The following is a 25,986-nucleotide window of genomic DNA, read 5'->3' as shown; positions in this document are numbered from 1 at the left end:
GATCTCGTTGAAGAAGAAGGTGGTGAGACGCTCGCCATGGCGCAGCAGCGGGCCGGGTTCGATGCGCGGCTTGCCCTCGGCATCGACATAGGTGTGATAGACGAGGTCGTTCGGCATCAGGTCGACGGTGCCTTCGACGCGCTCGAAGTCGCCGCCGATGGCGCGGGCGAAGGCGCGCAGCACGGTGGTCTTGCCGACGCCGACGTCACCTTCGAGCAGCACGTGGCCGCGGGCGAACAGCGCAACGTTGATCAACCGGAGCGTGTCGTCCTGCCCGACCACTGCGCGACGCACTTCCTCTTCCACGCGCAGCGCGAGGCCACGCCAGTCCTGCAAGGCTTCCTGAGAGAGCATTAGCGAAGATTCCTGCTCGATTTATGGGTACGGGAAACGCGACGCACGATACAAGGTTTGCGTCCCGGCTGCATGCTGCAGCGCGAGGCACCTGTCTCATCGGATGAACCTCGTGGAAAGTGCCCGGTCGATCATGATCCGGACACCAACAACAGGGGGGAGCGATGAGTGCCGTGCCGACGCAGACCGCGATTCTTGGAGGAGGTTGCTTCTGGTGCCTCGAAGCCGTGTTCAACCGGGTCGAGGGGGTGATGCGGGTCGAGCCGGGTTATGCCGGCGGCCACGTGGATAACCCGACCTACGACCAGGTCTGTACCGGCCAGACCGGGCACGCTGAAGTGCTGCGCGTCACCTTCGACGCCTCGCTGACGACTTTCGATGCGCTGCTCGACGTGTTCTTCGCGCTGCACGACCCGACCACCGAGAACCGTCAGGGCAACGACGTCGGCACCCAGTACCGCTCGGTCGTGTTCTGCCATGACGACGCGCAGCGCCAGGCGGTGCGCGCCGCCATCGAGCGCCTGACGGCGGCCGGCACCTATGCCGCACCGGTGCTGACGCAGATCGAGGGCGCGGTGCAGTTCTGGTCGGCCGAGGATCACCACGTCGCCTACTACGAACACAATCCGCTGCAGCCCTACTGCATGGCGGTGGTCGCGCCCAAGGTCGCGAAGTTGCGCAAACTGTTCGCCGGGCGCGTCAAAACCCAGCTGCGCTGAGTACACTTCGTTCTTTTCAAACTTCGCGGGATGGACACAATGACTTCAAGCACCACCGAAAGCGGCCTCGTCATCGAGGACACCACGCCGGGCACCGGCCATGAAGCGGCATCGGGTCACGAGGTCAGCGTGCACTACACCGGCTGGCTCACCGACGGACGCAAGTTCGATTCGAGCAAGGACCGCAACGACCCGTTCAGCTTCCAGCTGGGCGCCGGCCAGGTCATCCGCGGCTGGGACGAGGGCGTCACCGGCATGAAGGAAGGCGGCGTGCGCAAGCTCACCATCCCGCCGCACCTGGGCTATGGCGAGCGCGGCGCTGGCGGCGTCATTCCGCCGAACGCCACGCTGGTGTTCGAGGTCGAGCTGCTGTCGGTCATCCGCAATTCGGGCGAACTGGTGATCGAGGACATCACCGAAGGCTCCGGCCGCGAAGCGGTGCCGGGCCAGCGCGTCAGCGTGCATTACACCGGCTGGCTCACCAACGGCCGCAAGTTCGATTCGAGCAAGGACCGCGGCCAGCCCTTCAGCTTCAATCTGGGCGGCGGTCAGGTCATCCGCGGCTGGGACCAGGGCGTGGCCGGCATGAAGGAAGGCGGCGTGCGCAAGCTGACGATTCCGCCGCAACTGGGCTACGGCGCCCGCGGTGCCGGTGGCGTCATTCCGCCGAACGCCACGCTGGTGTTCGAGGTCGAGCTGCTGAGCGCGAGCTGATTGCGCCGTTTCATCCTCTGCGCCGGCCTTGCGCTGCTGGCCGGCGCAACGGCGCAGGCGACGGACGAGGCGGTCGATCCGCCTGACGGGCAGGCGACGCCGGCCGAGGTCGACCTCGGCCGCCTGACCATCGAGGCGCCGGCGCTGCCCGAGCCGGTGCTCGACATGCTGAACACGCACGCCCGCTCGCTGAAGTTGCGCGAGCCACTCGACGGCGAGCGTGCGGAGCGGCGCACGCTGCGTCGGGTGCGCCGCGAAATGACCGAACTGCTCGCCACCGAAGGCTGGTTCAGCCCCACCTTCGACATCGCCGGCGATCCGCCGGTGCTGCGCATCGAGCCGGGCGCGCGCACGCGCGTGTCCTCGGTATCCATTGTGTTCGACGGCGATCTGGACGGCGACGGCGACGAGCGCGCCGCCCGCCGTGCCGCGCTGCGTGCCGGCTGGCGCCTGGCCGAAGGTCAGCCCTTCCGCCAGGCGGACTGGTCGGCCGCCAAGCAGACGCTGCTCGAAGACCTGACCGCGCGCGACTATGCGGCCGCCGTGCTGGGCGACAGCCGCGCCGAGGTCGACCCCGACAGCGCGAAGGTCGACCTCAGCGTGCGTGTCGACAGCGGTCCCGCCTTCCGCTTCGGCGACATCGAAGCGACCGGGCTGGCGCTGCACGACCTCGATCTGGTGCGCCGCTATTCCACGATCAAGCCGGGCGACCCGTACTCGACCGATGCGGTGCTCGCCTTCGAGCGCGCGCTGCTGTCGTCACCCTATTTCAGTTCGGTGCAGATCCTTGCCGACGTCGATCCGGCGCGTGCCAACGCCACACCGGTGCGCGTTGCCGTGACCGAAGCCAGTTCGCGCCGCCTGTCCTTCGGCGCCGGTCTGAGCAGCAACACCGGCTATCGCGGCGAGGTCGGCTGGTCGGACAACAATCTGTTCAAGCGCTCCTGGCTGCTCAACAGCGCGGTTCGGCTGGAGCAACTGCGCCAGATCGCCTTCGCCGACGTGATGCTGCCGCCGCGCGAGGACGGCTACCGCGACAGCTTCGGCGTGCTGGCCGAGAACGCCGACATCCAGGACCTGATCACCCGCCGCGTCGGCGCCGGCATCGTGCGGGCGCGCGTGAAGGGCGACGTCGAAATCCGCCACTCGCTGAGCCTGCAGCGCGAACAGCGCGAGATCGACGGCTTCGTGCAGAGCACGCAGCAGTCGCTGGCGCTGAACACTTCGTGGACCTGGCGCCGCGTCGATGACCTGTTCAATCCGCGCGAGGGCTGGGTGCTGAACGCGCAGATCGGCGGCGGCGTGAAAGGCCTGCTGTCCGACGCCAACTTCCTGCGCGGCTATCTGAAAGGCCAGTGGTTCATCCCGGTCGGCAAGCGCGACCAGCTCATCCTGCGCGGCGAACTCGGCCTGACCGGCGGCGTGACTGAATCGCTGCCGCAGGACTTCCTGTTCCGCACCGGTGGCTCGACCACCGTGCGCGGCTATGACTACCTCGAACTGGGCGTGCGCCAGGGCAGCGCCATCGTCGGCGGCCGCGCGCTGGGCGTGGCTAGCGTCGAGTACGTGCACTGGACGTCCGACACCTGGGGCGCCGCCTTCTTCATCGACGCCGGCGACGCCGCCGACACGCGCGAGGACTTCAAGCCGGCCTTCGGCGCGGGTGCTGGCGTACGCTGGCGCTCACCGGCCGGCCCGATCGCCTTCGACCTCGCCTACGGCGAACGCGAACGGCAGTGGCGGCCGCATTTCTCGCTGGCGATCGCGTTCTGAGGCAAGGTGGTTTGACAAGCGGCCCGCCGATGCCAAGATGGCGTCCGGATAAGACACAAGAACACGAGGATTCCGCTTGAACGCCTTCATCCAGGCCTGTCGCCGGCATCTGTTCTGGGCTGCGCTGTTCAGCCTGGTGCTGAACCTGCTCGCGCTGGCCTTGCCCTTCTACACGCTGGAGGTGTTCGACCGCGTGTTTGCCAGCCGCAGCGTGCCAACCCTGGTCATGCTGACGCTGGTCACGACGATCGCGCTGGTCGGCATGATGCTGCTCGACCAGGTGCGTGCGCGTCTGCTCATGTCCTGCGCCTTCGGGCTGGACCGCGCGCTCGGGCCGCAGGTGGTGACGCGGCTGTTCGCCGAGGCCGGCTCGCCCGGCCATCCGGCGCAGACCCAGTACATCCGCGACATCGCCAACGTGCGCGGCTTCCTGACCGGGCCCGGCGTGATTGCGCTGTTCGACGCGCCGTGGGCGCCGCTCTTCCTGCTGCTCATCTTCGTCTTCCATCCGCTGCTCGGTATCGTGGCGACCGTCGGCGCGCTGGTGCTGCTGGTCTGCGCCTGGGTCAACAGCCGCGTCACCCGTTACTACAACGAAGTGTCGGCCCGTGCGTCGCGCGCCTCGTCGCAGTTCATCGACGCCTCGGTGCGCAACGCCGATGCCGTGCGCGCGATGGGCATGGCGCCCGATCTGGGCCGTCGCTGGGGCGCGCTCAACGACGAGGTGATCCGCGCCGGCGCCGCATCGCAGGCGGTCGGCGCACCCTGGACCGGTCTCACGCGCTTCGTCCGCCTCTACCTGCAGGTGCTGATGCTGGGCTGCGGTGCCTGGCTGGTAGTGCGTGGCGACCTCGGCTCCGGCGCCATGATGGCCGGCACGCTGATCCTGGCGCGCGCGCTGTCGCCGGTCGAGGCCATCGTGTCGAGCTGGCGCAGCCTGTTCGACTTCCGCGAGTCGGTGGGCCGGCTGTCGACGTTGCTCGAAGGCGGCGAGCAGGCGCGCGAGCCGCATCCGCTGCCGCGACCGACCGGCCGCCTCGATGTCGAGGCGCTCACGATGACCGCCGGCCAGCGCGTGCTGCTGCGCAATGTCGGCTTCTCGCTGCAGGCCGGTCAGCAACTGGCGGTGATCGGACCGAGCGGTGCGGGCAAGACCGCCTTGCTGCGCCTGCTCGCCGGCATCTGGACGCCGGCCTCCGGTGCCGTGCGCCTCGACGGCGCGCGGCTGCAGGACTACCCGCCGGACACGCTGGGCGCGGCAATCGGCTATCTGCCGCAGAACGTCGAACTGTTTCCGGGCACGGTGGCCGAGAACATCGCCCGCATGCAGCCCTCGCCGGATGCCGACGCGGTGATCGATGCGGCGAAGCTGTGCGGTGCGCATGAGCTCATCCTGCGCCTGCCGCAGGGCTACGACACCGAGGTGGGCGAGGGCGGTGCCCAGCTGTCGGCCGGCCAGCGCGCACGCGTCGGTATCGCCCGCGCGCTCTACGGTTCGCCCGCGCTGGTGCTGCTGGACGAACCGAACGCCAACCTCGATGCCGAGGGCGAGGATGCGTTGCTCGACATGCTGACGCGGCTGCGCGAACGCGGCATCACCGCCGTCGTGGTGGCGCACCGGCCACGCATGCTGCAGGGCATGGACAAGCTGCTGGTGCTGCGCGACGGCGCAATCGAGCAGTACGGTGATTACGCCGAGATCGCCGCTCGCGTTACGCGCAGCCCGCGCGTGACGGCATTGAATGACAGAGCGGCACAGCAGGGAGGTGCGCAGCATGGCCATCGAGCTTGACGCCGGCCTGCCGTCGCTGGCGCGCGACCGTGTGGTCCGCGCCGGGCTGTGGGTGATCGGCGGCACGCTGGCCGCCATGCTGGCCTGGGCCGAACTGGCGCCGGTTTCGGGCGCCGTCGTGGCCGGCGGTGAAGTGCGCGTGTCCGGCGAACGCAAGACGGTGCAGCACCTGGAGGGCGGCATCGTCGCCGAACTGCGGGTGCGCGACGGCGACGTGGTGCAGGCGGGGCAGGTGCTGCTGGTGCTCGGCGATGCACGCGTCGATGCCTCGCTCGACGCGATCGAGAACGAAATCATCGGCGAGCGGCTGACGCTGGCCCGGCTCGAATCGGAAAAACGCGAACTGCCGTCACTCGCGCTGCCCGACGATCTCGCTGAGCTCGCATCGTCGCCGCGCTACCGCAGCCTGATCGACGGCGAACAGCGGCTGTTCCGCACGCGGCGCGACAACCTGCGTGAACAGCTTGCACTGCTCGAAGCGCAGGCGGTCGAGGCGCAGCGCGAAGCGTCCGACGTGGAGGTGCAGGTCGAGGCCGACCAGCGGGCCGTGGCGGCCCTGCGCGAGCAATTGCAGGCGTCGGAAAAGCTGGCCGAGCAGAAATTCATACAGCACACGCGGCTGCTCGAACTGCGCAGCGGGCTGGCGATACGCGAGGCGGAAATGGCCGAGCACCAGGCCATGCTGTCGCGCACGCGGCAGAACATCGGCGACTTCCGGCTGCGCAAGGCGCAACTGCGTGCCGACTTCGTGCAGCGCGCGGTCGACGAGGCGCAACTGACCGGGCGCAAGCTGCTCGACCTGCAGGCGCGGCTGAACCCCGCGAAAGACAGCAGTCTGCGCAAGGAGGTCATTGCGCCGGTGGCCGGCCGCGCGGTGAACCTGCAGGTGCATACGGTGGGCGGCGTCGTGCGCGCCGGTGACCCCATCGTCGACATCGTGCCGGACGAAACCGCGCTGGTGGTCGAGGTGAGGGTGCAACCGCAGGACGTCGAAGAGGTGCACACCGGCATGCCGGCCGAAGTCCGGCTGGCCGCCTACAACGCCCGCACCACGCCGCTGGTCAGCGGCAAGGTGAGCTATGTGTCGGCCGACCGCCTGATCGATCCGGCGCACGGCGCGCCTTACTACACCGTGCACGTGACGCTCGACGCCCGGCCGGCCGAGCGCATCGAGCCGGGCATGCCGGTCGAGGCCTTCCTGCGTACGCGCGAGCGAAGCATGCTCGACTACCTGCTCGATCCGGTGATCAACGTGACCCGTCGTTCGATGCGCGAAAGCTGATGCGCGAACGCTGGTGTCGGGACGCTGTCAGGTCCGGACATGCATGCCTGACTGAGTGATGACCGAAAGCGAACCTGCAGACAACTCCGCGCCGCCGCCGCGCCGCCGCCGGCTGTTCGGGCTGGCCGTCACCGACCTCGCGCTGCTCGCCTTGCCCGTGCTCGTTGTGTTCTGGGCGCTGGCGACGCAGAGCGGCTTGCGGGCAGTGGCCGCGGCTGCGCAGTGGGCCGTGCCGTCGCTGCAGATCGAGGTCGCGGGCGGCAGCCTGGTCGACGCGCCGCGTCTGGCGCGGCTGGTCCATGACGACGGCAGCCTGCGCATCGACGCGCAGGCGGTGGCGCTCGACTGGAGCGCCTCGGCGCTGCTGCGCGGCCGGCTCGACATCGCCCGGCTGACGGTCGACGAGTTGCGCATTGCCACCTCGCCCAGCGACGAGGCGCCGGTGGTGCCATCCAGCCTCGAACTGCCGCTGTCATTGAACGCGCAGGTCGAGATCGGGCGGCTGGTGCTGGCCGACTATGCCACCCCTGCGGTCGACAACATCGTGCTCGACGCGCTGCACGCGCAGGTCGACTCGGACGGTCGCACGCACCGCCTGGATTCGCTGTCGCTCGGCACGCCCTGGGGGGCGCTCGGCGGCCGGTTGCAGCTCGATGGCGCCGCGCCCTTCGCGCTGAACGGCGAACTGAACTTCAAGGCGGCCGACTACGCGGCGCAGGCCACGCTGGGCGGCGCGCTGGCCGAAGCGGCCGACGTCGATCTGCGCGCCAGCGGCTATGGCCTGTCGGGCACCGCACGCGTCGGCGTGCGGCCGTTCGCCGCGCAACCGCTTGCGGCGCTGAAGCTGGCGCTCGACGAATTCGATCCGCACAGCCTGCACCCATCGGCGCCGTCCGGTCGGTGGACGGTGCGCGCCGATCTGGCGCCGCGCGACGGCGCCGCGCTTGCGCTGACCGGCACGCTGAGCGCGGCCAACGCCGCGCCGGGTCGTATCGATCAGGGGCGGGCACCGGTGACCGCGCTGACTGCACGCATCGAAGCAGAGGCGGCGGCGGTCGACGTGCGCGATCTGCGCCTCGCGCTGGCCGGCGGCGGCGAGGTCAGTGGCGAGGTTGGCTGGCGCAGCGGCGGCGACCTGCCGATCACCGCCGCACTGATGCTGCGCGACATCGACAGCGCGCAACTGCACGCTCAGGGTGTGCGCACAAAGCTCGGCGGGCGGATCGATATCCAGGCCTCGGGCGCGCGCCAGCAGTTTGTCGTCGACCTGACCGACCGTGGCCCCAGCCGCCTCGCGCTGAAGGCGAGCGGCCATGTCGCCGACGCGCTGCTCACGCTGGCGCAGGCCGATCTTTCCGCGCGCGGCGCACAGGCCGGCGTGCGCGGCACGCTCAAGCTGGACGACACGCTGGCCTTCACGGTCGACGGCCGACTGCAGAAGTTCGATCCGTCGGCCTTCGTGAAGGCACCGGCCGCGTCGCTGTCGGCCCGCTTCGACGCCGCCGGCCGTCTGGGCCCGCAGATCGATCTGCGCGCCGCGCTGCACATCGAGCCGAGCACGCTGATCGGCGAACCGCTGGCCGGCCGCGCCAAGCTGCGCTTGCAGGGGCAGCGCCTGTCGGACGTCGATGTCGCGCTCGACTGGTCGGGCAACAGTCTGACGGCGCAGGGCGGCTTCGGCGGCGCGCAGGACGCGCTGGACTGGACCCTCGACGCACGCAATCTGGCGGCCCTGCGCACCCTGACCGGGCAGACGCTGGCCGGTCGGGTGTCCGGCAGCGGGCGTCTCGCCGGCAGCGTGTCCGCGCCGCACGGTCGCCTGCAGTTGCAGGCTCGCGCACTGGCACTGGGCGAACTGGGCAGCGTGGCGCGCGCCGACATCGACGCCGAACTGGCACCGGGCGCCGACGGCCGCCTGCGCCTCGCGCTCGATGCCGCCGATCTGCGCAGCCCGCAGGCGCCGGTGCCGGTCGAGCAGCTACGCATCGACATCGCAGGCACGCGCGCCGCGCATACGCTGGATGCCGACGTCGTCGCAGGCGCGCTGCCGACAGAGCGCGGTGACGCGCCGGCCAGGCCGTCGCTGAAGCTGGCCGCGCGCGGCGCGCTGGCTGACGGCCCGGCTTGGTCGGGCATCGTCGACCGGCTGGCGCTGGTGATTTCGTCCGAACTGAGCGCGACGCTCAGCGCACCGGCGCGGCTCAGTGCGTCGCCGCAGCAGGCCACGCTCGACGACGCGCGCTTCGTACTGACCGGCGGTGGCGAACTGGTTCTGGCGCACACCGGCTGGACACCCGAGCGGCTCGATGCACGCGGCCGCGCGCGCGGCGTGCCGCTGCGTCTGGTGTGGCGCGACCGCGCCGCCGGCATCAGTGTGCGCGCGCCGCTGAAGCTTGGCGCCGACTGGTCGCTGGCCGCACTGCTGGCCGGCGATGAGCGCATCGACGGCACGCTGTCGCTGTTCCGCGAAGCGGGCAACGTGGTGGTGTCGGGCGAAACGCGCAACGAACTGGCGCTGTCGGCGGCGCGTGTCGATGTGACCTTCGCCGGCCGCGAAGCACTGGCGAAGGCGGTGCTGGCCGGGCCGGACATCGGCGAAGCGCGCGCCGAGGTGGCGCTGCCGCTGCGCCGCGACGGCGGCCTGTGGCAGCCCGACCTCGACGCGCCGACCCGCGGCAGCGCGACGCTCGACGTGCCCTCGCTCGCCTGGATAGGCCGCACGCTGCGCCTCGACATGAGCACCGCCGGGCGATTGCGCGGCGACGTGAAGCTGGCCGGCACGCTGCGCGCGCCGGAACTGTCCGGCCGCATCGACGGCGACGCGCTGGCCTTCGCGCTGGTCGATGCCGGCGTGAAACTCGAGCGCGGCGAACTGCGCGCGCAGTTCGACGGCGATCACCTGACGCTGCAGTCGCTCAGCTTCGAAAGCGACAACCGCCGCCCGCCGCCCGATGCGCGGCTCGGCGCCGCCGGCCTGACGCGCGAACCGGGCCGGCTGTCGGCGCGCGGCACGGTCGACATCGCCACCACGCGCGCCGACATCGAGGTCGCCATCCGCCGCTTCGTGCCGCTGCAGGGCGGCGAACAGTGGCTCATGCTGTCGGGCGACGGCACGGTGCGCGGTTCGGCGAAAGAGGGCATGAAGCTGCAGCTGGCGCTGAAGGCCGATGCCGGCCTGTTCACCGTGCCGGAGCAGTCGGCGCCCGCGCTCGGCGACGACGTCGTCATCAAGGGCCGTACGCCGGAAGAAGCCGCCGGCCCGCCGCTCGGTCTGGCCATCGACGTTGACCTCGGCGATCGCGTCTATTTCAAGGGTCGCGGGCTCGATACGCGGCTGACCGGCCAGCTGGCGCTGCGCGACGAAGGGCGCGGCCTGCGTGCCACCGGCAACATCCGCACCGTCGACGGCCGCTATCGCGCCTACGGTCAGGACCTGGTGATCGAGCGCGGCGTCATCAGCTTCCAGGGCTCGGTGTCCAACCCCGGCCTGAACGTGCGCGCCATCCGGCCCAACCTGCCGGTGCAGGCCGGCGTCGAAGTCAGCGGCACGGTACTGAAGCCGCGCGTGCGGCTGGTGTCCGACTCGGCCATGCCGGACAGCGAAAAGCTGTCATGGATCGTGCTCGGCCGCGGCCAGGACCGCGCCGGCGGCTCCGACCTCTCGCTGCTCGCCACCGCCGCCAGCGCGCTGCTCGGCGGCGAAGGCGAAGGCATCACCGGCTCGCTCGCGCAGGCCCTCGGCCTGGACCAGATCGCTCTGACCCAGAGCAGCACGACCACCGGCCCGCGCAGCCAGGTCGTCACCTCGTCGAACAACACGACCACCGTCGGCGGCCAGGTCGTCAGCGTCGGCAAGCGCCTGTCATCGAACGCGCTGCTCACCTACGAGCAAGGCGTCGCCGGCGCCACCAGCGTCGTCAAGCTCACCTGGAACCTCACCCGCCACCTCGCGCTGATCGGCAGCACCGGCACCGAGCAGGCGGTGGATGTGAGGTATGTGTTTTCGTTCAAGTAGGGCGTATCCGCTGCGACCGCGCGACTGTCTGTTCCGTGCATAATTGAATGGAATTCCAAGGGCCGCAGGCACGGGTTGGCGGGGTGTCCGGTTTTAGGGTTTTTTGTGTCGTGCGTTATCGGGCAAGCAAACGGAGGGCATTGAAATGCAAAGAAGATCCGATGTCCAGGTTGTTTGCTCATTCAAATGGCGATTGTCATATTCGATGCAAAAGTCATCGACCCTACGTTAAGGCGCACATGCAGTCCCCTCAGCGCGTGTCCTACGACCGAGGCTTTCGAACGCTATTCGAGGATGGCGTCTACCTCCTGTTGGCGAGCGAGCGTGAACGTGACAATGACACCGCAAACAGTCTCGCGCGAGGTTCTCTCGCTTGTACGATGATGCTTCCCGAGGTTGCAGCGAACATCTGCATTGAGTCGCTTCAGCTGGAGCCCAGCGTGTTCAAGGACATCGACAAACTATCTCCCTTGGCAAAATGCGATTTCTTCCTTCGTACGAGCTTTAGGGGAAAGAAGGTGCCTAACGGTGCGCTGGCGGTGCAGAAGGTCCAGGAGTTGAAGCGACTTCGCGACGCTTTCGTACACCCGAAGAAGCAGGCGGTGGTCTGGACACAAGTTGGGGATGGAACCGAGGGAGGCGTTTCTGAGCGGACGCAGTATCTAAAGATGTCAAAGAATCCGAACATGTGGTGCGCACTGGATGCCGAGCTGGCAATGCGTGGCGCGCATGAATTTTTGGCGTTTTACTTCCGCCAACTTTGCGGATTTACGCGAACACGAACAACAACCTTGCTCTTTTCAGATGAGCTGGATCTCGCGTCAAGTGAAGGCGGTGTCTACTACTACCGTTGGCACTTCCGAGATGCTCTCAAGCGCTGGGAAATTGACACCTCTTACTTCCGAATGGGTGCGCTCTAACATGACGCTGCAGCCGCCCGCGGAGGCGTGCCGTCACTTTGGGCAATGCATGCCTTACGGGCATTCTGTCCTAGCCGCTCCTCGCGTCACGCTTCCGCGGGTGGCTGTGCTCGACGTTAGGCGTCTTTGGGACCATCGTTCATGACTTGGTCCGACATAAAGGAGGTGTTCTACGCAGTTGGCGCAACAGCCGGCGTCGTCGCGCTATTTCGTCCTGCTATCGAGTCGAAGTTTCAGCGCGACCATGAACGCTTCGCTGAAGTTTGCAAGTTGGTCGACGAACTCAACTTGATCAGTCTCGCCGACCGAATCGAGAGCCAGCGTGAGGTGCCCGATAAAGACTTTGCTCCCTTTCGAGTGCTTGCACATGATCGAGGGCACAACCTAAAGAACCTTCGCTTCAGCGGACCGCTCGCGCAGCACTTCTTGCGCGAGATCGACGCAATGATTCGGGCGTACGAGAGCCTTCGTGGCTACATTCAAGTTGATGAGTGGGACCCAACGAGCAGAAGGCAAGAAAACGGTGCTGAGCACACGGTCTGGGTCTTTAACAAGCGCGCGGGTGCCTTCCGCGGAGAAGACGGCGTTTCGAGCGGCTATGCCAAGCACCTTGCTGAGGCTGCGTCCAAAGCCGATGAGATCCGCAGAGCGTTCCAGAGACTGCAGCTCGTTGGTGAGATTCACTTCCTTGAGCTTCCGCTAGCCGCAAAGCTCCTGGAGCGCAGGTTCAAAGCAAACGGCCTATGAAGACGCTTAACTTAACGGTCGACACAGACTGATGCCTGAAGCCTCATTCTCACCCGCAACGGATGCGCGAGCGCGGATCGCCGGGATCGGCGTCGAATTCCTGCAGTTCACATGGAAGGAGGCGCAGGCATGCCTGTTCGCCGGGCTGTTCTTTGTCGCGGTTTTCTGCGTTCCGCGGACTGGCGTGCTGGGGCTGCCGCGTTACGACGTGCTGCTGCTGATCGCGCTGGTGATTCAGGGGTGGATGCTCTGGAGTGGCCGCGAAACGATGGATGAACTGAAGGCCATCTGTCTGTTCCATCTGCTTGGCTTCGCACTCGAGGTATTCAAGACGTCCAGCGGCATCCGTTCGTGGTCCTACCCGGACTTCGCTTACACGAAGCTTCTGGGCGTTCCGCTGTTTTCCGGCTTCATGTACGCGGCGGTGGGCAGCTACATCATCCAGGCGTGGCGGCTGCTGCAGCTGCGGGTCGAGCATCACCCGCCATACTGGATGGCCGGGCTGGTGGCGACGGCGCTGTACCTGAACTTCTTCACCCACCACTTCATCGGCGATTACCGGTGGTACCTGGCGGCTGCCGCGCTGGGACTGTACGCACGGGCGCAGGTGGTTTTCCGGCCGCACCGCGTTGATCGCCGCATGCCGCTGTCACTGGCGCTGGTGCTGATCGGGTTTTTCATCTGGCTCGCCGAGAACATTGGCACCTTCTTCGGCCTGTGGACGTATCCGCATCAGCTCGGTGCCTGGGCGGCGGTTCATGTGACCAAGTGGAGCGCGTGGTCATTGCTGGTGCTCATGAGCTTCACCATCGTGACGAACCTGAAGCACATCAAGGCCACCGTGCACGTGCCGGCGTGACCGCGCTGGTGTGGCGCTGCACTCACCAACCGAAGGGAGTCGTGGTTCTCAGAACCCCCGACCATTGCGGATGGGTCTGCTGCATCGCGCGTCGGTGATCACTACTTTCAATAGTCTTTCGACACGGAGTTCCAAATGTCCGCCCCCGCACGAACCGGTGTGCTCATTTACGCGAAGAACCTGTTGTCGGTTTCCACCTTCTACGAACAGGTCCTCGATGCCAGGGTGCTGCACGCGGACGACGAGCACCGCGTCCTGCAATCTGCCGACGCGCAGCTCATCATCCACGCGATACCCGAGCAGTACAGCCGTTCCATTGTCATTCAGGTGCCGCCAGTGGCGCGCGAGGAGCAGGCCATCAAGCCTTTCTTCACCGTTCCGAGTCTGGCGACGGCGGAGCGCGTTGCGGAGCGATGTGGCGGACGCGTCTGGGGGCCGGTGTGGCCTGGCCCCGGCATGCAGGTGCGCAATGTCTGCGACCCGGAGGGCAATATCGTGCATCTGCGTGAGAGCGTAGCCTAGCGGACAACCGGCTCGGTACCGCGGCTTCGCCGTTCTGCCCGTCGCGGGTCACCGGTCATTTCGCTAGATGCGGTCGTGGAACAGGTCTGTCCGTGGCTGACGCAGCCCTACGCCGGAACGTTCATCCGCACTCTCCCCGAGGACCGCTCATGACGACCCAGTACTACACCGCCACCAGCCTCGACGGCTTCATCGCCACCGAGGACGACTCGCTGGACTGGCTGTTTCCGCTGGGCGACGTCGGCGACACGAGCTACCCGGCCTTCATCGCCGAGGTCGGTGCGCTGGCGATGGGGTCGTCTACCTATGAATGGATGCTGCGTCACGCGGACACGGTAGCCGCTGAAACCGGCGCGACCTGGCCCTACAGCCAGCCGACCTGGGTGTTTTCGAACAGGAACTTGCCGACCGTTCCCGGCGCCGACATCCGCTTCGTCCGGGGCGATGTGCGGCCCGTGCATGGCGCCATGCGCGCGGCGGCGGGCGACAGGAATATCTGGATCGTCGGCGGTGGCGATCTGGCCGGGCAATTCCATGACGCCGGGCTGCTGGACGAGATCATCGTGCAGGTGGGGTCAGTCACGCTGGGCCGGGGCAAACCGCTGTTTCCCCGCCAGCTCACCAGCCCGCCGCTGGTGCTCGTGTCGGTGCGGCAGGTAGGCACCGGCTTCGCCGAACTGCGCTATCAGGTGCCTTCAAGCGCGATCGTCACCGCCGCATGACGGGGCAGCGACGGGGCATGGCGCGCTGTCGAAACCTGCGCCTTCCATTCGTCGTGCGAACAGAGGGTCGTCCTCGGCAACGGAGCTCACCATGCCTGCGAATACTGTCCGGCTTCACCGCGTCATCCCAGCCACCGCCGACCGCATCTATCGCGCCTTCCTCGATCCTGACGCGTGGGCCAAATGGCTGCCGCCGCATGGCTATACCGCCAAGGTCCATCTGATGGAGCCGCGCGTCGGTGGCCGGTACCGGATGTCCTTCACCAACCTGACGACCGGTCACAGCCACTCCTTCGGCGGCGAGTATCTGGAACTGATTCCCGAACAGACGCTGCGCTACACGGCGGTGTTCGACGATCCGAACCTGCCGGGCACCATGCAGACGACGGTGACGCTGAAAACCGTGTCCTGCGGCGTCGATATGAACATCGTGCAGGAGGGCATTCCCGACGTGATTCCGGCCGAAGGCTGCTACCTGGGTTGGCAGCAGTCGCTGCAGTTGCTGACCCTGCTGGTGGAGCCGGAAATCCGCGATTGATGGCCCGGGGGCGTTAGTGATGACGAGCCGCCAGCCGGCCGGGCAGTGCCTCGCGAGCAAGGTTGCGCGGAGCGAGAGCGGTGCCGCCGGGTTCCGGCCTTGATTCACGTTTCCGCCTGTCTTGAGCTCAGAGTGAACGTTATGGCACCCTTCGCATTCCCGAACAGGAGGTAACACGATGGCCGCTCCTATAGGACTCCTGGTTCAACAGGTTCTTCAGTTGCCCGCAACGGATCGCGCACGTCTGTTGGATCAAGTGATCAGCAGTCTCGATGCAGACCGCGAGCGGGATGCCCGCTGGAACGCCCTCGCCGCACAACGCGACGCCGAGGCGGACGCCAATCCATCGGCACTTGTGTCCGGTCCGGAGGCGATCGCGCGTATCCGGGCCAGCCTCGGGTGACATACAGCCTCCACCGTGGCGCGGAACTCGACCTGCTGGAGGCGGCGCAGTTCTATCGGCGCGAGGGCGGTGTCATGCTGGCGAACCGCTTTCTTAGCGAATTCGAGCGGGTGTTGGAGCTGCTGCTCTAATACCCCCGTCGGTACGCCGGCGGACGAACTGAGGCGGGCGCATCCGCTGCATGAGTTTCCCTACTCGGTGATCTATCGCGAAAGCGATGGCCGACTGCGCGATGGCCGACTGCGAATTCTCGTGGTCCGCGCTCACCATCGCGATCCTGACCACGGAGAGTTGCGTAGGTAAGAGCGCCGAACTTCGCGGCCTGCCTCGCAAAGGCCGCGCGACGCGTCTTACGAGATGGATCTCTGCGTTAATCCAGTCGCCGCCCCCGCCGTCCCCAGGGCCCGGTCCAGCTTGTCTTCGACCTCGCCGATGGCTGCGGCAAGCGAGTTCGACGATTCGTTCGACACCTTCTGCAACTCGACCCTGAGGTCGGCGAATTCCTTCTGCATGGCGGCGTTCAGTTCGGTGAAGCGCGACGCTTCGGCCTGGTCGGCCAGCAGGCGCTGTTCGCGCAGTTCCTTCGCGTGGCGGCGGGCTTCGAGCAGGGTGGAGGTGTGCAGGCTCAGCGTGTAGGCGCCGAGCAGTACGAGCAGCAGTGCGGTGCCGCCGAGCAGGATGACGCCGGCGGGCGCGTTGATCGTTGCCACCAGCAGCGACACTTCGACCGGTGCCGCCAGCACGTGCCAGTTGGCGATGACGAAGGCGGCCAGCAGGCCGAGTACCAGTATGCCAAGTGCGCCGAGCAGTCTCATGCGGTGTCTCCTCTTGTTGTGATCACCGCATTGTGGCGCCGCTGCGCGCGCAACGCCATCGGTGGGCGCCTACGTGGCTGCGGCGGTGGCGCGCACGACCCGCGCCTCGCGTATCGGCAGGTTCACCAGCGCGGCGGCGGCGGCCAGTGCAGCGTCGGCGTACCACATCCACTGGTAGTCGCCCGTGTGTTCCAGCGCCAGCCCGCCCAGCCAGGCGCCGAAGAAGCCGCCGGTCTGGTGCGACAGCAGCGTCAGTCCAAACAGCGTGGCGAGGTAGCGGGTGCCGAACAGCTTGCCGACGACGCCGGCGGTCGGCGGCACGGTGGCCAGCCAGGTCACGCCGAGGCCGATGGCGAACAGGTAGAAGGTCCATTCGGTGCGCGGCGACGCGAGGTAGATCAGCACCAGCACGGCGCGCGAGGCGTACATCCAGAACAGGATCATCTTGCTGCGCCAGCGGCCGACCGCCCAGCCGGCGAGCAGGCTGCCGAAGATGTTGGCCAGCCCGATCAGTGCCAGCGCGCCGCTCGCCACTTCGGCCGGCAGGCCGCACAGGCCGACTTCGCCCGGCAGATGGGTGATCAGGAAGGCGATGTGGAAGCCGCAGGTGAAGAAGCCGGCGTGCAGCAGCAGATAGCTGCGGTCGCGCATCGCGTCGCCGACCGCGCGACGCAGTCCGCCGTCGGTGCCGGCGGCGTGCTGCGGATGCGGCTCGCGTGCGCGCAGCGCACGTGCCAGCGGCAGCGCGGCCAGCGCCGCCGCGGCCATCGCGTACATCGCACCCATCCAGCCGACGGTGGCGATGAGCTTCTGTGCCAGCGGCGCGAACACGAACTGGCCGAGCGAGCCGCCGGCGTTGATGATGCCTGCGGCCTGACCGCGCTGCGCCGAATCGAGCCGGCGCGAAGCGGCGCCGATCAGCACCGAAAAGCTGCCGGCGCCGGAGCCGGCGGCGGCCAGCACGCCCAGCGTCATCGTCATGCCGAAGGCGCTGTCCACGAAGGTGGTGAGCACACAGCCGAGTGCCAGCACGATCAGCCCGGCGGCCAGCACGCGGCCCGGGCCGTAGCGGTCGGCCACCGCGCCGGCCACCGGCTGGATCGCGCCCCACATGAACTGGCCGATCGCCAGCGCGAAGCTGAGCGTGACCACGCCCAGACCGGTGCTGGTATTGATCGGCGATATGAACAGACCGGTGGACTGCCGCACGCCCATGCTCACCATCAGCAGCAGGGCGGCGCACAGCACGGCCGACAGGGCGGTGGGCATGGTGACGGAGGCGCGGAATCTGGAGGCGTCGACGCTAGCACAGGCCCCGCTGCGATCTGTGCCGCACAGCGACGCTACGCGGCGGGCGCGAATCGCGGCACACTGACGCGTTGTTGTCATGCCGCTTCGCTCACATGTCTTCGCTGCTCCAGACCACTGCACTGTTCGTCGCCACGGCACTCGCCGAAATCATCGGCTGCTACCTGCCCTGGCTGTGGATGAAGGACCGCGCGCCGGCCTGGGTGCTGCTGCCGGCCGCAGCTTCGCTGGTCGCCTTCGTCTGGCTGCTCACCTTGCATCCGACCGCGGCGGGGCGGGTCTATGCGGCCTATGGCGGCGTCTATGTCTGCGTCGCCGTGCTCTGGCTGTGGCTGGTCGACGGCGAACGTCCGCATCTGTGGGATGTCACCGGTGTGGCGGTCGCGCTGGCCGGCATGGCCATAATCATGTTCGCGCCGCGTGGCTGACGCCGCGGCGCTGTCATTGAAAGGAGTTCCCGCATGGATCTGCAACTGAAAAACCGTCTCGCGCTGGTGTCTGGCAGTACAGCCGGCATCGGCTATTCGATCGCCGAGGCGCTGCTGCGCGAAGGCGCGCGCGTCATCGTCAATGGTCGTTCGCAGGCGGCGGTCGATGCCGCGGTCGCAAAACTGGGCGTGGGCGCCATCGGCTTCGCCGGCGACCTGGCGACGGCGCAGGCGGCCGAGGCCGTCGTGCATGCCCACCCGGACATCGACATCCTGGTGAATAACCTCGGCATCTTCGAGCCCAAGGCCTTCGAGGACATTCCGGACGAGGACTGGCTGCGTTTCTTCGAGGTGAATGTGCTGAGCGGCGCGCGTCTGGCGCGGCTGGTGCTGCCCGGTATGAAGCGTCGCAACTGGGGGCGCATCCTGTTCATATCGAGTGAGAGCGGCGTGCAGATTCCGGCCGAGATGGTGCATTACGGCATGACCAAGTCGGCGCAGATCGCGATCGCGCGCGGCATTGCCGAGTCGGTCGCCGGCAGCGGCATCACAGTGAACAGCGTACTGCCCGGCCCGACCCGCTCGCGCGGCGTCGAGGACTTCGTGCAGGCGCTGGCCGGCGACAGCGGCCAGAGCTTCGACGAATTCGAGAAGGAATTCTTCGAGAAGGTGCGCCCGACTTCGCTGATCAAGCGTTTCGCGACGACCGAGGAAGTGGCGGCGATGGTGACCTATCTGTGCAGCCCGCTTGCCTCCGCCACCACCGGTGCGGCGCTGCGCGTCGATGGCGGTACGGTGAAGAGCGCGTTCTGATGCTGACCGGATGGATGAGCGCGGTGGGTCGCAGCCTGTGATGATCTGAAGCTTTGTCGGGGTCAGAAGACCCCTCCCACAGAACCTCGGCCCCGACGGCGGGCGTGCTTTTTGTGGGAGCGACCTCTGGTCGCGATGCAGCCTTCGCGGGCCGCTGGCTTCGGTTCAGGTCGCTATCGCGAGCAAGCTCGCTCCCACAGGAAACCAGGCTCCGACGATGGGGCGGGCGTGTTTTTTGTGGGAGCGACCTTATGGTCGCGATGCAGCCTTCGCGGGCCGCTGGCTTCGGTTCAGGCTGCTATCGCGAGCAAGCTCGCTCCCACAGGAAACCAGGCTCCGACGATGGGGCGGGCGTGCTCTTCGTGGGAGCGACCTCTGGTCGCGATGCAGCCTTCGCGGGCCGCTGGCTTCGGTTCAGGCCGCTATCGCGAGCGAGCTCGCTCCCACAGGAAACCGGGCTCCGACGATGGGGCGGGCGTGCTTTTTGTGGGAGCGACCTCTGGTCGCGATGCAGCCTTCGCGGGCCGCTGGCTTCGGTTCAGGCCGCTATCGCGAGCAAGCTCGATCCCACAAAACCAGGCTCTGGCGGCGTACAGGGCGCGATTCTTGTGAGCGGCCGCGACCAGGCGGGTCGCTTCAGCCGCCCTTGCGGATCGGGGCCGCTACGGCGCCGACGTATTCGCCATCCGCGCGATGATAGGGGGCAGGCGAACGGTGCGGTCTGCGCACGACGTCCAGCCACGCCGCCAGGGCCCACATCAGCAGCACGCCGAGCAGCCCGGCCACGACTTGTATCGCCGGATGGTCCGCTGCCTGCGCGCCGACTGCGTCGGCCAGCGGGGCCAGCAGCACGCTGATGCAGAACACTTCGAGTGAATGACGGCCCATGCAGCGCAGCGCCGATGCAGGCGCGCTGTGCAGCCATGCCCCAGGGCGCAGCAACGTGGTGGCCACCCAGGCCAGCACCAGGAAGTGGGCGACGCGCAGCAGGTCGAGGTCGGTCTTGCTGATCGGATAGATCAGCGTGGCGATGGACTGCGGCATCAGCGCGTCATGAACCTCCGGCCAGCGCCAGGACAGGCTGAGCAGCAGCGAGGCTGCGAGGAAGGCCAGTGCCGCCGGCATCATGATGTTGCGGCCGATGCGCCGCTCCAGCGGACGCATGCGAAGAAGGGATCGCGGTCGTGCGCAGCAGGCGCCGATGAAGAACAGGAACTGCCAGGCCAGCGGATTGAAGAACCACACGCCTTCCGGCGCGGCGGGCAGATTCAGCCCCGTCTGCTTCTCCAGCAGCCACAGCAGGCCGGAGGGCAGCAGCACCCACATCGGCCGGCGCACCAGCAGCGGCAGCAGGCCGGCCATCAGCGTCATCAGCACGACATACAGCGGCAGCGGGTCCATCAGCACCGGCTTGAACTGCATCAGGATGCCTGCCAGCAGCGCCGACTGCGGCTGTTCGAGGAAATAGCCCAGGCCCATCTCGGCGATGAAGTCGCGTGTCTCGACATTGTCATTGGCGACGAACACGACCACCATCAACTGTGCCAGCAGGAACACGTGGGCGACGTACAGGATCCAGGCGCGGCGCAGCACGTGCACTGCCGCCGGGAAGAATCCCTCGCGCTCGTAGCGGCGGCCGTAGGCCAGCATGGCGCCATAGCCGGCGAGGAACACGAACAGTTCGGCGGCGTCGCTGAGGCCGAAGTTGCGCAGCGTGGCGTAGCCCAGCGGATTGCCGGGCAGGTGGTCCCAGAACATGCAGATCAGTGCGACGCCGCGGAAGAGGTCGACGCGCAGGTCGCGCGCCGCGGGTGGAGGTGCGTAGTTCATCGTCAACGGCTCCATGCGGGCGGGTCGCGAACGCTACGTGCCGTCGGCCGATGTCCGTTACCCGATGCTGTAGGGAGGCATGCGGCCACGGTGGCGTGACCCATGAAGTGTCCTTGATGCGCCCGCGAATGTTAGCGCCGCGCAAGGGTAGACCAGATGGGCGTACAGGCAGGCGCCTGTCAGCGGATGCTGACAGGCTGCGCGGCAGGCCAGTCGGCCCGCCGGGCTTTCAGCGGCGCGACTCCGGGCGGAAGCGCAGCGCGAGCACGACCAGCGCAAGAAGCGCCGGCAGCCAGTTCAGTGCGGTCGGTACCGGACGCGACACCGCGGCGCCGTCGTGCTTCATGGCGCGAACCAGCGTGCCGGTGTCGGACAGCGTCGCGTAGTCGAAGCCGACCTGCTGCGCGATGTCGCGCAGATGGGTTTCGCGCAGCGCCGACAGGTGTTCGGTGCCGGGTACCTTGCGGCCGTCGGCGGTGCGCAGTTCGCGCTGTATCACTTCGCCGGCCTGCCAGTAGCCGACCGGACGGCCGTCGTCGTCGCTCTTCGGTATCGGCCGTGCCGCCTCGCCGCCAGCGCCGACGATCCAGCCGCGCACCTCGCCCGGCTTGATGTCGTCGAAGCCCGGCTTGTCGCCGTCGCGCAGCGGCGGGGCCTCCTGGCCGTCGCTGACGAAGACGACGGCAGGGGCCTCCTCCAGCGTCTTCGCGGTACGCACCGACCAGAACACGCCTTTCGCCACCTCGCTCGAATTGCCCCAGCGCATGCGGCCGTCGATCTGATCGAGTGAGGCAATCAGGTCGCTGTAGTGCGCGCACACCTCGATCGGCGCCAGCAGCAGCAGCGTGCGGTACTCGGCGAAACCGGCCCAGCCGACGCGCGAGCCGCAGGGCAGTTCGCGCAGCGCCCGCTTGGCCGATTCGCGGGCGTAGGTCAGGCGGCTGACCGGCACGCCGTCCAGTTCGTAGTCCTCGACATTCATGCTCTGCGTCAGATCGAACACGACGATGGTGTCCCAGCTGTCGCGCGGCAGGTTCACCGGCGGCAGCACGGCGGCGATCACCAGCAGCGCGAACGCGGCGAGCAGCGAGCGGGCGTCGCGCTCACGCAGGCTCGCGAGCAGGTTGCGCAGGAAGACGCGTGTTCTCATGCGCACGTCCTCACGGAAGGTCCAGTCGCACGCCCTGCAGCGTCGTCACCACACGTTCCCTCGGTGGCTCCGGGCCTTCGTCGTCGGCGGCCGCGGCCTGCTCGATCTCGGGCGCGAGCCACAGCGCGCGTTCGAGGTTGTAGCGCGCTTCCCAGTCGTCCGGTCGCTCGCGCAGCGCGTCGCGGTAGCGCTGCTTGGCCAGCTCGACCAGCGGCAGCGCATTGGCGACGTCGGCTTCGCCGTGCGCCAGCGCCTCGCGCAGGTGCAGGTTGCCGAGGTTGTAGCGCGCGCCCTCGCGCAGGTCGGTGCGTTCGCCGGCGATCAGCGCCTTCCAGGCGCGGGTGGCGGCTTCGCTGTCAGTGCCGCGGCTCAGCGCCAGCGCCTGGGCGAACTGCGCTTCCGGCAGATCGGCGTCGACGCTGCCGGCGGAAGCGATCGCCGCATTCACGCGTTCGGCCTGCCACAGCTGCGATGTCTGCCAGCCGGCGGCGAGGCCGGTGAACAGCGCGGTGGCGCCGAAGATCAGATGGACGGTGCGTCGTTTCACAGCCAGCTCCGCAGAAGAAGGGATCGATAGACCAGCAGCAGCGCGCAGCACAGCGCCGCCAGCGAGAAGAAGAGACGGCTGTGGTCCTGCCGCGGCACGCGCTCTGCGAAGTCGAGCGGGAAGTTCTGCTGGCGGCCCACTTCGGCCACCGCCTTCGCCAAGTCTTCCGGGCTGTCCGCCTGGTAAAGCCGATAGGTCACCGGCAGCGACTGGAAGAAGCGGTGCAGCGACACTTCGGCGATCGACTCCTGCGCGTAGTAGGCGTTGCGTGCCTCGATGGCCTCCATGCCGTCGCCCTCGGCGGCCGGCGGTGGCGCGCTCGCTTCGGCGTCGAGTTCAGGTGCGTTCAGCGTGCGCAGATAGAGCCAGTGCAGCGCGATGCGGTTGGCCTGCAGACCCTCACGGATGCGCTTGCGCGTCGGCTCGTCGAGATGGGCGCCGCCGTCGGTCACCAGCAGGATGATGCGGCTGCCGGTGTAGGCGCGCTCGGTGAAGGTGTCGATGGCGGCGGTCAGTGCGCGGCCGACGTTGGTGTCGGACAGACCGCGCCCCAGCCCGCCTGCGGTGATGCCGGCCTGCACGACGGCGTCGTGCTGGGTGAAGGGCACGACGTTCATCGGTCCGGCGCTGAAGAACATCAGCGCGAAGCGGTCGTCCGGCCGCTGCTCGACGAATTTCGACAGCAGGTCGCGCGCCACTGCCGACTTCGGTTCGCCGCGCGATTCGACCTGGTAGAGCAGCGAATGCGGATCGATGGTGCGCCAGTCGCTGGGCTTCATCTTGGCGTCCATGCTGCGGCTGCGGTCCATCAAGATCATGATTTCCGCACCGCGGCCGGTGCGCGTCACCGTCGTTTCGGGCGAGCCGGGGCCGGCCAGCGCGATGACGATGCCGGCCAGCGCCAGCACCGCCAGCGCGCGCCAGGCGAAGCCGGCGACGCGGCCGGCGCGGTCGCGCGGCAGCCAGTCCAGTGTAGGGAACAGCAGCGTGTCGCGGCGCCGGCGCAGCAGCGGCAATGCGGCCAGCGGCAGCAGCAGCAGCGCCCAGGGCTGGGCGAAGTCGATGGCGCCGAAGATCATGCTTCGTGCCGCTTTTCGATGTCGCGCAGGCGACGCGCGAAGCTGCGCAGCGGCAGCGCGTCGGCCGGCCGCTCGGCGCCGAAGAACAGCGCAGCCGACTGCGCGTAGAAGCGTTCGATGTCGGCGCGCAGCGGCGCGTACTGCGGTGCGCGCTCGAACAGGCGCGGCAGCGAAGCCGGCTGCAGGCTGCGTCCGGCTGTGCGGTCGAAGGCGCGGTGCAGCGCCTGCCAGGCTTCGGGTGCGTCGTCGCCGCGGTTGCGCAGGCCCTTCAGTTCGCGCAGCGCGCGGGCGAAGGGCTGGCTGCGTCCGGCGCGCCAGCTGCGCCAGCCGAGCCACCCGCCCCAGGCGAGCAGCGTGGCGATGCACAGGCCGCCCCACAGCGCGATCTGCTGGCGGATCGAGGTGGTGTCGACGGCGGGCGCGGCGCGGTCCGGCTGCAGCGCGTCCAGCGCGCCTTCGCCGAAGGCGTTGCGCGGTGTCAGCGGCGCGGCGCTGAAGGGCCAGGCCGCGACGCCGAGCAGACCACCCGAAGTCTGCAGGTCGAGCGCCGGCAGCGTCAGCGCGGTGAGTGCCTGCGGCGCGTTGATCAGCTGGTGCTCGATCACCAGCCAGCGCTGTCCGTCGGTGTCGCGCTCAATGCGGGTCGGCCGGCGTTCCAGCCAGACGCCGACGCGGCCGGGTGCTGGCGGCTTGGTGAGTTCAACCGGCTTGCCGTCGATGGCGAGCAGCACGCGCTGCGTCAGCACATCGCCCAGGGTATGACCGAAGGCGCGCGGCTGTTCGACGCGGGCGGGTGCGCCCTGCGGCTGTGGTGCCGCGGCGGCTGGCGGGGCGGTCGTCTCCGGCGCAGCCGTGGCTGCGGCGTCGGCACCGTTTTCGGGCGCGTCGGCGGCCGCCGTTTCCTGCGGGACAGGATTGCCCTCCGTGCTTGCAGCCGGCGCGTCCGGCGCAGCGGCGGCGGGGGTCTGTGCGAATGCACCATGAGCGCCCTGCGCGAGCAGCAGACTGGCGATCAGGGACGCTCGGATCAAGGGCGTCATGCGGTGGCCTCGAAGAAGTAGTCGGACATCGCCTCGGCGTCGAAGGCGCCGTGGATGAAGAAGGGGCGCAGGTCGCGCGCGGAGAAGAAGGCATCCAGCTCGGCGCGCCGTGCCGCCACCGCGTCGCGCCACTGCGTGCGCAGCTTGGGCCGCATGAACAGCGTGCGGCGGACACTGCTCTCGGCGTCGCGCAGCGGTGCGATGGCGTCGTGCGGCGGTGGCTCGGTCTCCGCCGGATCCCACACGACCACCGGCACGACGAAGGCGTGCGACAGCAGATCGAGCGCGGCGCCCAGCCGGTCGAGCGGCCAGTGGAAATCGCTGACCAGGAAGACCAGCGCCTCACGGCCGATCAGCTGCTGCAGCGCGTCCTCCAGACCGTCGATGCCGCCGGGCGCCGGTGTGCACTGGCGCAGGCTGTCGGCCATCACGCTGCCCAGGCCGCGGCTCAGCGTGGCCGGCACGCACAGGTCGGCGCGTTCCCGCTGGTCGAAAGCCAGCATGCCCAGCGCGTCGCCGACGCGGAAGGCGCTGCGCGCCAGCGATTCGACGAAGTCGGCGGCGACGTCGATCTTGCCCCGGCGGGCGCCGAAGCCCATCGAGGCGGACACGTCCACCAGCAGCTGCACGGTGACGCCGACGCGCTGGCGATTGACGCGCACCAGCCAGTCGCCGGTGGTGCTGCGCACGCTGGCGCGCAGGTCGAGCCGGCGCGGGTCCGGTCGGTCATACAGACTCATGTGCGACACGAATTCCTGCCCGGCGCCCAGGCTGCTGCCCGGGTGCGAACCCGGGCGCTGGCCGGCCGCGCGCTGCGGCAAGCGGTAGTGAAATTCGTGCAGCTCGTCGGCGGCACTCATCGCGGCGTGGCGACCTTCTCGATGATCTGCGCGACCAGCGCGTCGGCGATCTGCGCGCGACGCATTTCGTAAACCGGGGTGAAGAACACACGGTGGCCCAGCGTCGACGGCAGGATGGCCTGCACGTCGTCCGGCACGAGGTGGGTGCGGCCGGCCATCCAGGCAACCACGCGCGCGGCGCGCAGCATGGCGCTCATGCCGCGCGGGCTGGCGCCGGCCAGGATGAGCTTCTTCATGTCGACGCCGTCGATGCGTACGTCGAACGCGGCCGGGTTCTGGCTGGCGTCCCACAGGTCCATCACATAGCGTTCGAGCGCTTCGCTCGCCACCACGCTGCGCTGGATCGCCGCCGCCATCGAGTTCAGCGACTGCCAGTCGAGAATGCCTGGCGCGACCTGGTCGATCAGCGCGTCGACATCGTGGAAGGCGGTGTCGAACACCAGCGCGCGGCGCACCGCCGGATCGCGCGGCGTTTCCATGCGCAGTTCGAACATGAAACGGTCGCGCGCGGCCGAGGCCAGTTCGAAGGTTTCTTCCTTTTCGACCTTGTTGCGGTCGGCGAACACCGTCATGTGCGGGAAGCTGTACTCGCGATTGAAGGCCGACACCGTGCGTTCGGCCATCGCGCGCAGCAGCAGCGACTGCACCTGCGGGCGGGCGCGGTTGATCTCGTTGAAGAAGAAGGTGGTGAGACGCTCGCCATGGCGCAGCAGCGGGCCGGGTTCGATGCGCGGCTTGCCCTCGGCATCGACATAG

Annotated in this window: 26 protein-coding genes; 16 read left to right on the top strand and 10 right to left on the bottom strand. The window is 68.2% G+C overall.

What is annotated here, in order from left to right:
* Positions 1-354, bottom strand: a 354-nt coding sequence (locus tag AC51BJ_RS12445) for an AAA family ATPase (RefSeq protein WP_496280429.1), incomplete at its 3' end; no start/stop codon positions are given.
* 164 nt (positions 355-518) lie between these two features.
* Here AC51BJ_RS12445 and msrA point away from each other — a divergent pair.
* From msrA to AC51BJ_RS12375, 14 genes are all read left to right on the top strand, one after another.
* Complete coding sequence (msrA, locus tag AC51BJ_RS12440; protein ID WP_496280428.1) at positions 519-1,073, top strand: peptide-methionine (S)-S-oxide reductase MsrA; 555 nt, start codon at positions 519-521, stop codon at positions 1,071-1,073.
* 39 nt (positions 1,074-1,112) lie between these two features.
* The gene (locus AC51BJ_RS12435) at positions 1,113-1,787 is read left to right on the top strand and encodes an FKBP-type peptidyl-prolyl cis-trans isomerase (RefSeq protein ID WP_304027866.1); all 675 of its coding nucleotides are present in this window, start codon (positions 1,113-1,115) and stop codon (positions 1,785-1,787) included.
* Positions 1,788-3,560 carry an autotransporter assembly complex protein TamA gene (locus AC51BJ_RS12430; protein ID WP_496280427.1) on the top strand — a complete coding sequence of 591 codons (1,773 nt, stop codon included), beginning with the start codon at positions 1,788-1,790 and terminating at the stop codon, positions 3,558-3,560.
* 76 nt (positions 3,561-3,636) lie between these two features.
* A complete protein-coding gene (locus AC51BJ_RS12425) occupies positions 3,637-5,352 on the top strand; it encodes a type I secretion system permease/ATPase (RefSeq protein ID WP_496280426.1) in 1,716 nt (571 codons plus the stop codon).
* Entirely contained in the window at positions 5,336-6,634 is a 1,299-nt protein-coding gene (locus AC51BJ_RS12420) for an HlyD family type I secretion periplasmic adaptor subunit (protein ID WP_496280425.1), read from the top strand. The genes AC51BJ_RS12425 and AC51BJ_RS12420 overlap by 17 nt, the downstream gene beginning before the upstream one ends.
* A gap of 58 nt (positions 6,635-6,692) precedes the next feature.
* On the top strand, positions 6,693-10,649 hold the full coding sequence (locus tag AC51BJ_RS12415; RefSeq protein WP_496280424.1) for a translocation/assembly module TamB domain-containing protein: 3,957 nt from the start codon (positions 6,693-6,695) through the stop codon (positions 10,647-10,649).
* Between the two features lie 440 nt (positions 10,650-11,089).
* Complete coding sequence (locus AC51BJ_RS12410) at positions 11,090-11,569, top strand: hypothetical protein (RefSeq protein WP_496280423.1); 480 nt, start codon at positions 11,090-11,092, stop codon at positions 11,567-11,569.
* Positions 11,570-11,710: 141 nt separating this feature from the next.
* Complete coding sequence (locus tag AC51BJ_RS12405) at positions 11,711-12,316, top strand: hypothetical protein (protein WP_496280422.1); 606 nt, start codon at positions 11,711-11,713, stop codon at positions 12,314-12,316.
* A gap of 31 nt (positions 12,317-12,347) precedes the next feature.
* Complete coding sequence (locus AC51BJ_RS12400; RefSeq protein ID WP_496280421.1) at positions 12,348-13,175, top strand: DUF817 domain-containing protein; 828 nt, start codon at positions 12,348-12,350, stop codon at positions 13,173-13,175.
* 135 nt (positions 13,176-13,310) lie between these two features.
* Entirely contained in the window at positions 13,311-13,697 is a 387-nt protein-coding gene (locus AC51BJ_RS12395) for a VOC family protein (RefSeq protein WP_496280420.1), read from the top strand.
* 149 nt (positions 13,698-13,846) lie between these two features.
* Positions 13,847-14,419 carry a dihydrofolate reductase family protein gene (locus AC51BJ_RS12390; RefSeq protein WP_496280419.1) on the top strand — a complete coding sequence of 191 codons (573 nt, stop codon included), beginning with the start codon at positions 13,847-13,849 and terminating at the stop codon, positions 14,417-14,419.
* Positions 14,420-14,510: 91 nt separating this feature from the next.
* Positions 14,511-14,957, top strand: coding sequence for an SRPBCC family protein (locus tag AC51BJ_RS12385; RefSeq protein WP_496280418.1), 447 nt, complete (start codon positions 14,511-14,513; stop codon positions 14,955-14,957).
* A gap of 178 nt (positions 14,958-15,135) precedes the next feature.
* Positions 15,136-15,360 (top strand): addiction module protein, encoded by a 225-nt coding sequence (locus AC51BJ_RS12380; RefSeq protein ID WP_496280417.1) that lies wholly within the window; start codon positions 15,136-15,138, stop codon positions 15,358-15,360.
* Positions 15,357-15,491: a hypothetical protein gene (locus tag AC51BJ_RS12375; protein ID WP_496280416.1), complete on the top strand. Its 135-nt coding sequence runs from the start codon at positions 15,357-15,359 to the stop codon at positions 15,489-15,491. Before AC51BJ_RS12380 ends, AC51BJ_RS12375 begins: the two co-directional genes overlap by 4 nt.
* 219 nt (positions 15,492-15,710) lie before the next feature.
* Here AC51BJ_RS12375 and AC51BJ_RS12370 read toward each other — a convergent pair whose 3' ends face one another.
* Positions 15,711-16,175 carry a hypothetical protein gene (locus AC51BJ_RS12370; RefSeq protein WP_496280415.1) on the bottom strand — a complete coding sequence of 155 codons (465 nt, stop codon included), beginning with the start codon at positions 16,173-16,175 and terminating at the stop codon, positions 15,711-15,713.
* Between the two features lie 69 nt (positions 16,176-16,244).
* Positions 16,245-17,444: an MFS transporter gene (locus tag AC51BJ_RS12365; protein ID WP_019916931.1), complete on the bottom strand. Its 1,200-nt coding sequence runs from the start codon at positions 17,442-17,444 to the stop codon at positions 16,245-16,247.
* 134 nt (positions 17,445-17,578) lie between these two features.
* Between AC51BJ_RS12365 and AC51BJ_RS12360 the strand changes: the two genes are divergently transcribed.
* Together AC51BJ_RS12360 and AC51BJ_RS12355 are read left to right on the top strand one after the other, a co-directional pair.
* On the top strand, positions 17,579-17,911 hold the full coding sequence (locus tag AC51BJ_RS12360) for a YnfA family protein (protein ID WP_425763123.1): 333 nt from the start codon (positions 17,579-17,581) through the stop codon (positions 17,909-17,911).
* 33 nt (positions 17,912-17,944) lie between these two features.
* A complete protein-coding gene (locus AC51BJ_RS12355; protein WP_496280414.1) occupies positions 17,945-18,724 on the top strand; it encodes an SDR family NAD(P)-dependent oxidoreductase in 780 nt (259 codons plus the stop codon).
* A gap of 636 nt (positions 18,725-19,360) precedes the next feature.
* Here the strand turns inward: AC51BJ_RS12355 and AC51BJ_RS12350 are convergent.
* The 7 genes from AC51BJ_RS12350 to AC51BJ_RS12320 form a co-directional block, all read right to left on the bottom strand.
* On the bottom strand, positions 19,361-20,554 hold the full coding sequence (locus tag AC51BJ_RS12350) for an OpgC family protein (RefSeq protein ID WP_496280413.1): 1,194 nt from the start codon (positions 20,552-20,554) through the stop codon (positions 19,361-19,363).
* Between the two features lie 229 nt (positions 20,555-20,783).
* Positions 20,784-21,704: a vWA domain-containing protein gene (locus AC51BJ_RS12345; RefSeq protein ID WP_496280412.1), complete on the bottom strand. Its 921-nt coding sequence runs from the start codon at positions 21,702-21,704 to the stop codon at positions 20,784-20,786.
* 10 nt (positions 21,705-21,714) lie between these two features.
* Positions 21,715-22,251, bottom strand: coding sequence for an MxaK protein (locus AC51BJ_RS12340; RefSeq protein WP_496280411.1), 537 nt, complete (start codon positions 22,249-22,251; stop codon positions 21,715-21,717).
* Positions 22,248-23,330 (bottom strand): vWA domain-containing protein, encoded by a 1,083-nt coding sequence (locus tag AC51BJ_RS12335; protein WP_496280410.1) that lies wholly within the window; start codon positions 23,328-23,330, stop codon positions 22,248-22,250. The genes AC51BJ_RS12340 and AC51BJ_RS12335 overlap by 4 nt, the downstream gene beginning before the upstream one ends.
* Positions 23,327-24,370: a hypothetical protein gene (locus AC51BJ_RS12330; RefSeq protein WP_496280409.1), complete on the bottom strand. Its 1,044-nt coding sequence runs from the start codon at positions 24,368-24,370 to the stop codon at positions 23,327-23,329. The genes AC51BJ_RS12335 and AC51BJ_RS12330 overlap by 4 nt, the downstream gene beginning before the upstream one ends.
* On the bottom strand, positions 24,367-25,230 hold the full coding sequence (locus tag AC51BJ_RS12325) for a DUF58 domain-containing protein (RefSeq protein ID WP_496280408.1): 864 nt from the start codon (positions 25,228-25,230) through the stop codon (positions 24,367-24,369). Before AC51BJ_RS12325 ends, AC51BJ_RS12330 begins: the two co-directional genes overlap by 4 nt.
* Positions 25,227-25,986: AAA family ATPase (locus AC51BJ_RS12320; protein WP_496280407.1), on the bottom strand; the 760-nt coding region annotated here is incomplete at its 5' end. The genes AC51BJ_RS12325 and AC51BJ_RS12320, both read right to left, overlap by 4 nt.

The sequence above is a fragment of the Methyloversatilis sp. S146-33 genome, from assembly GCF_059552495.1.
The sequence above is the reverse complement of the archived record's forward strand: the minus strand, read 5'-3'. Positions and strand labels throughout refer to the sequence as shown.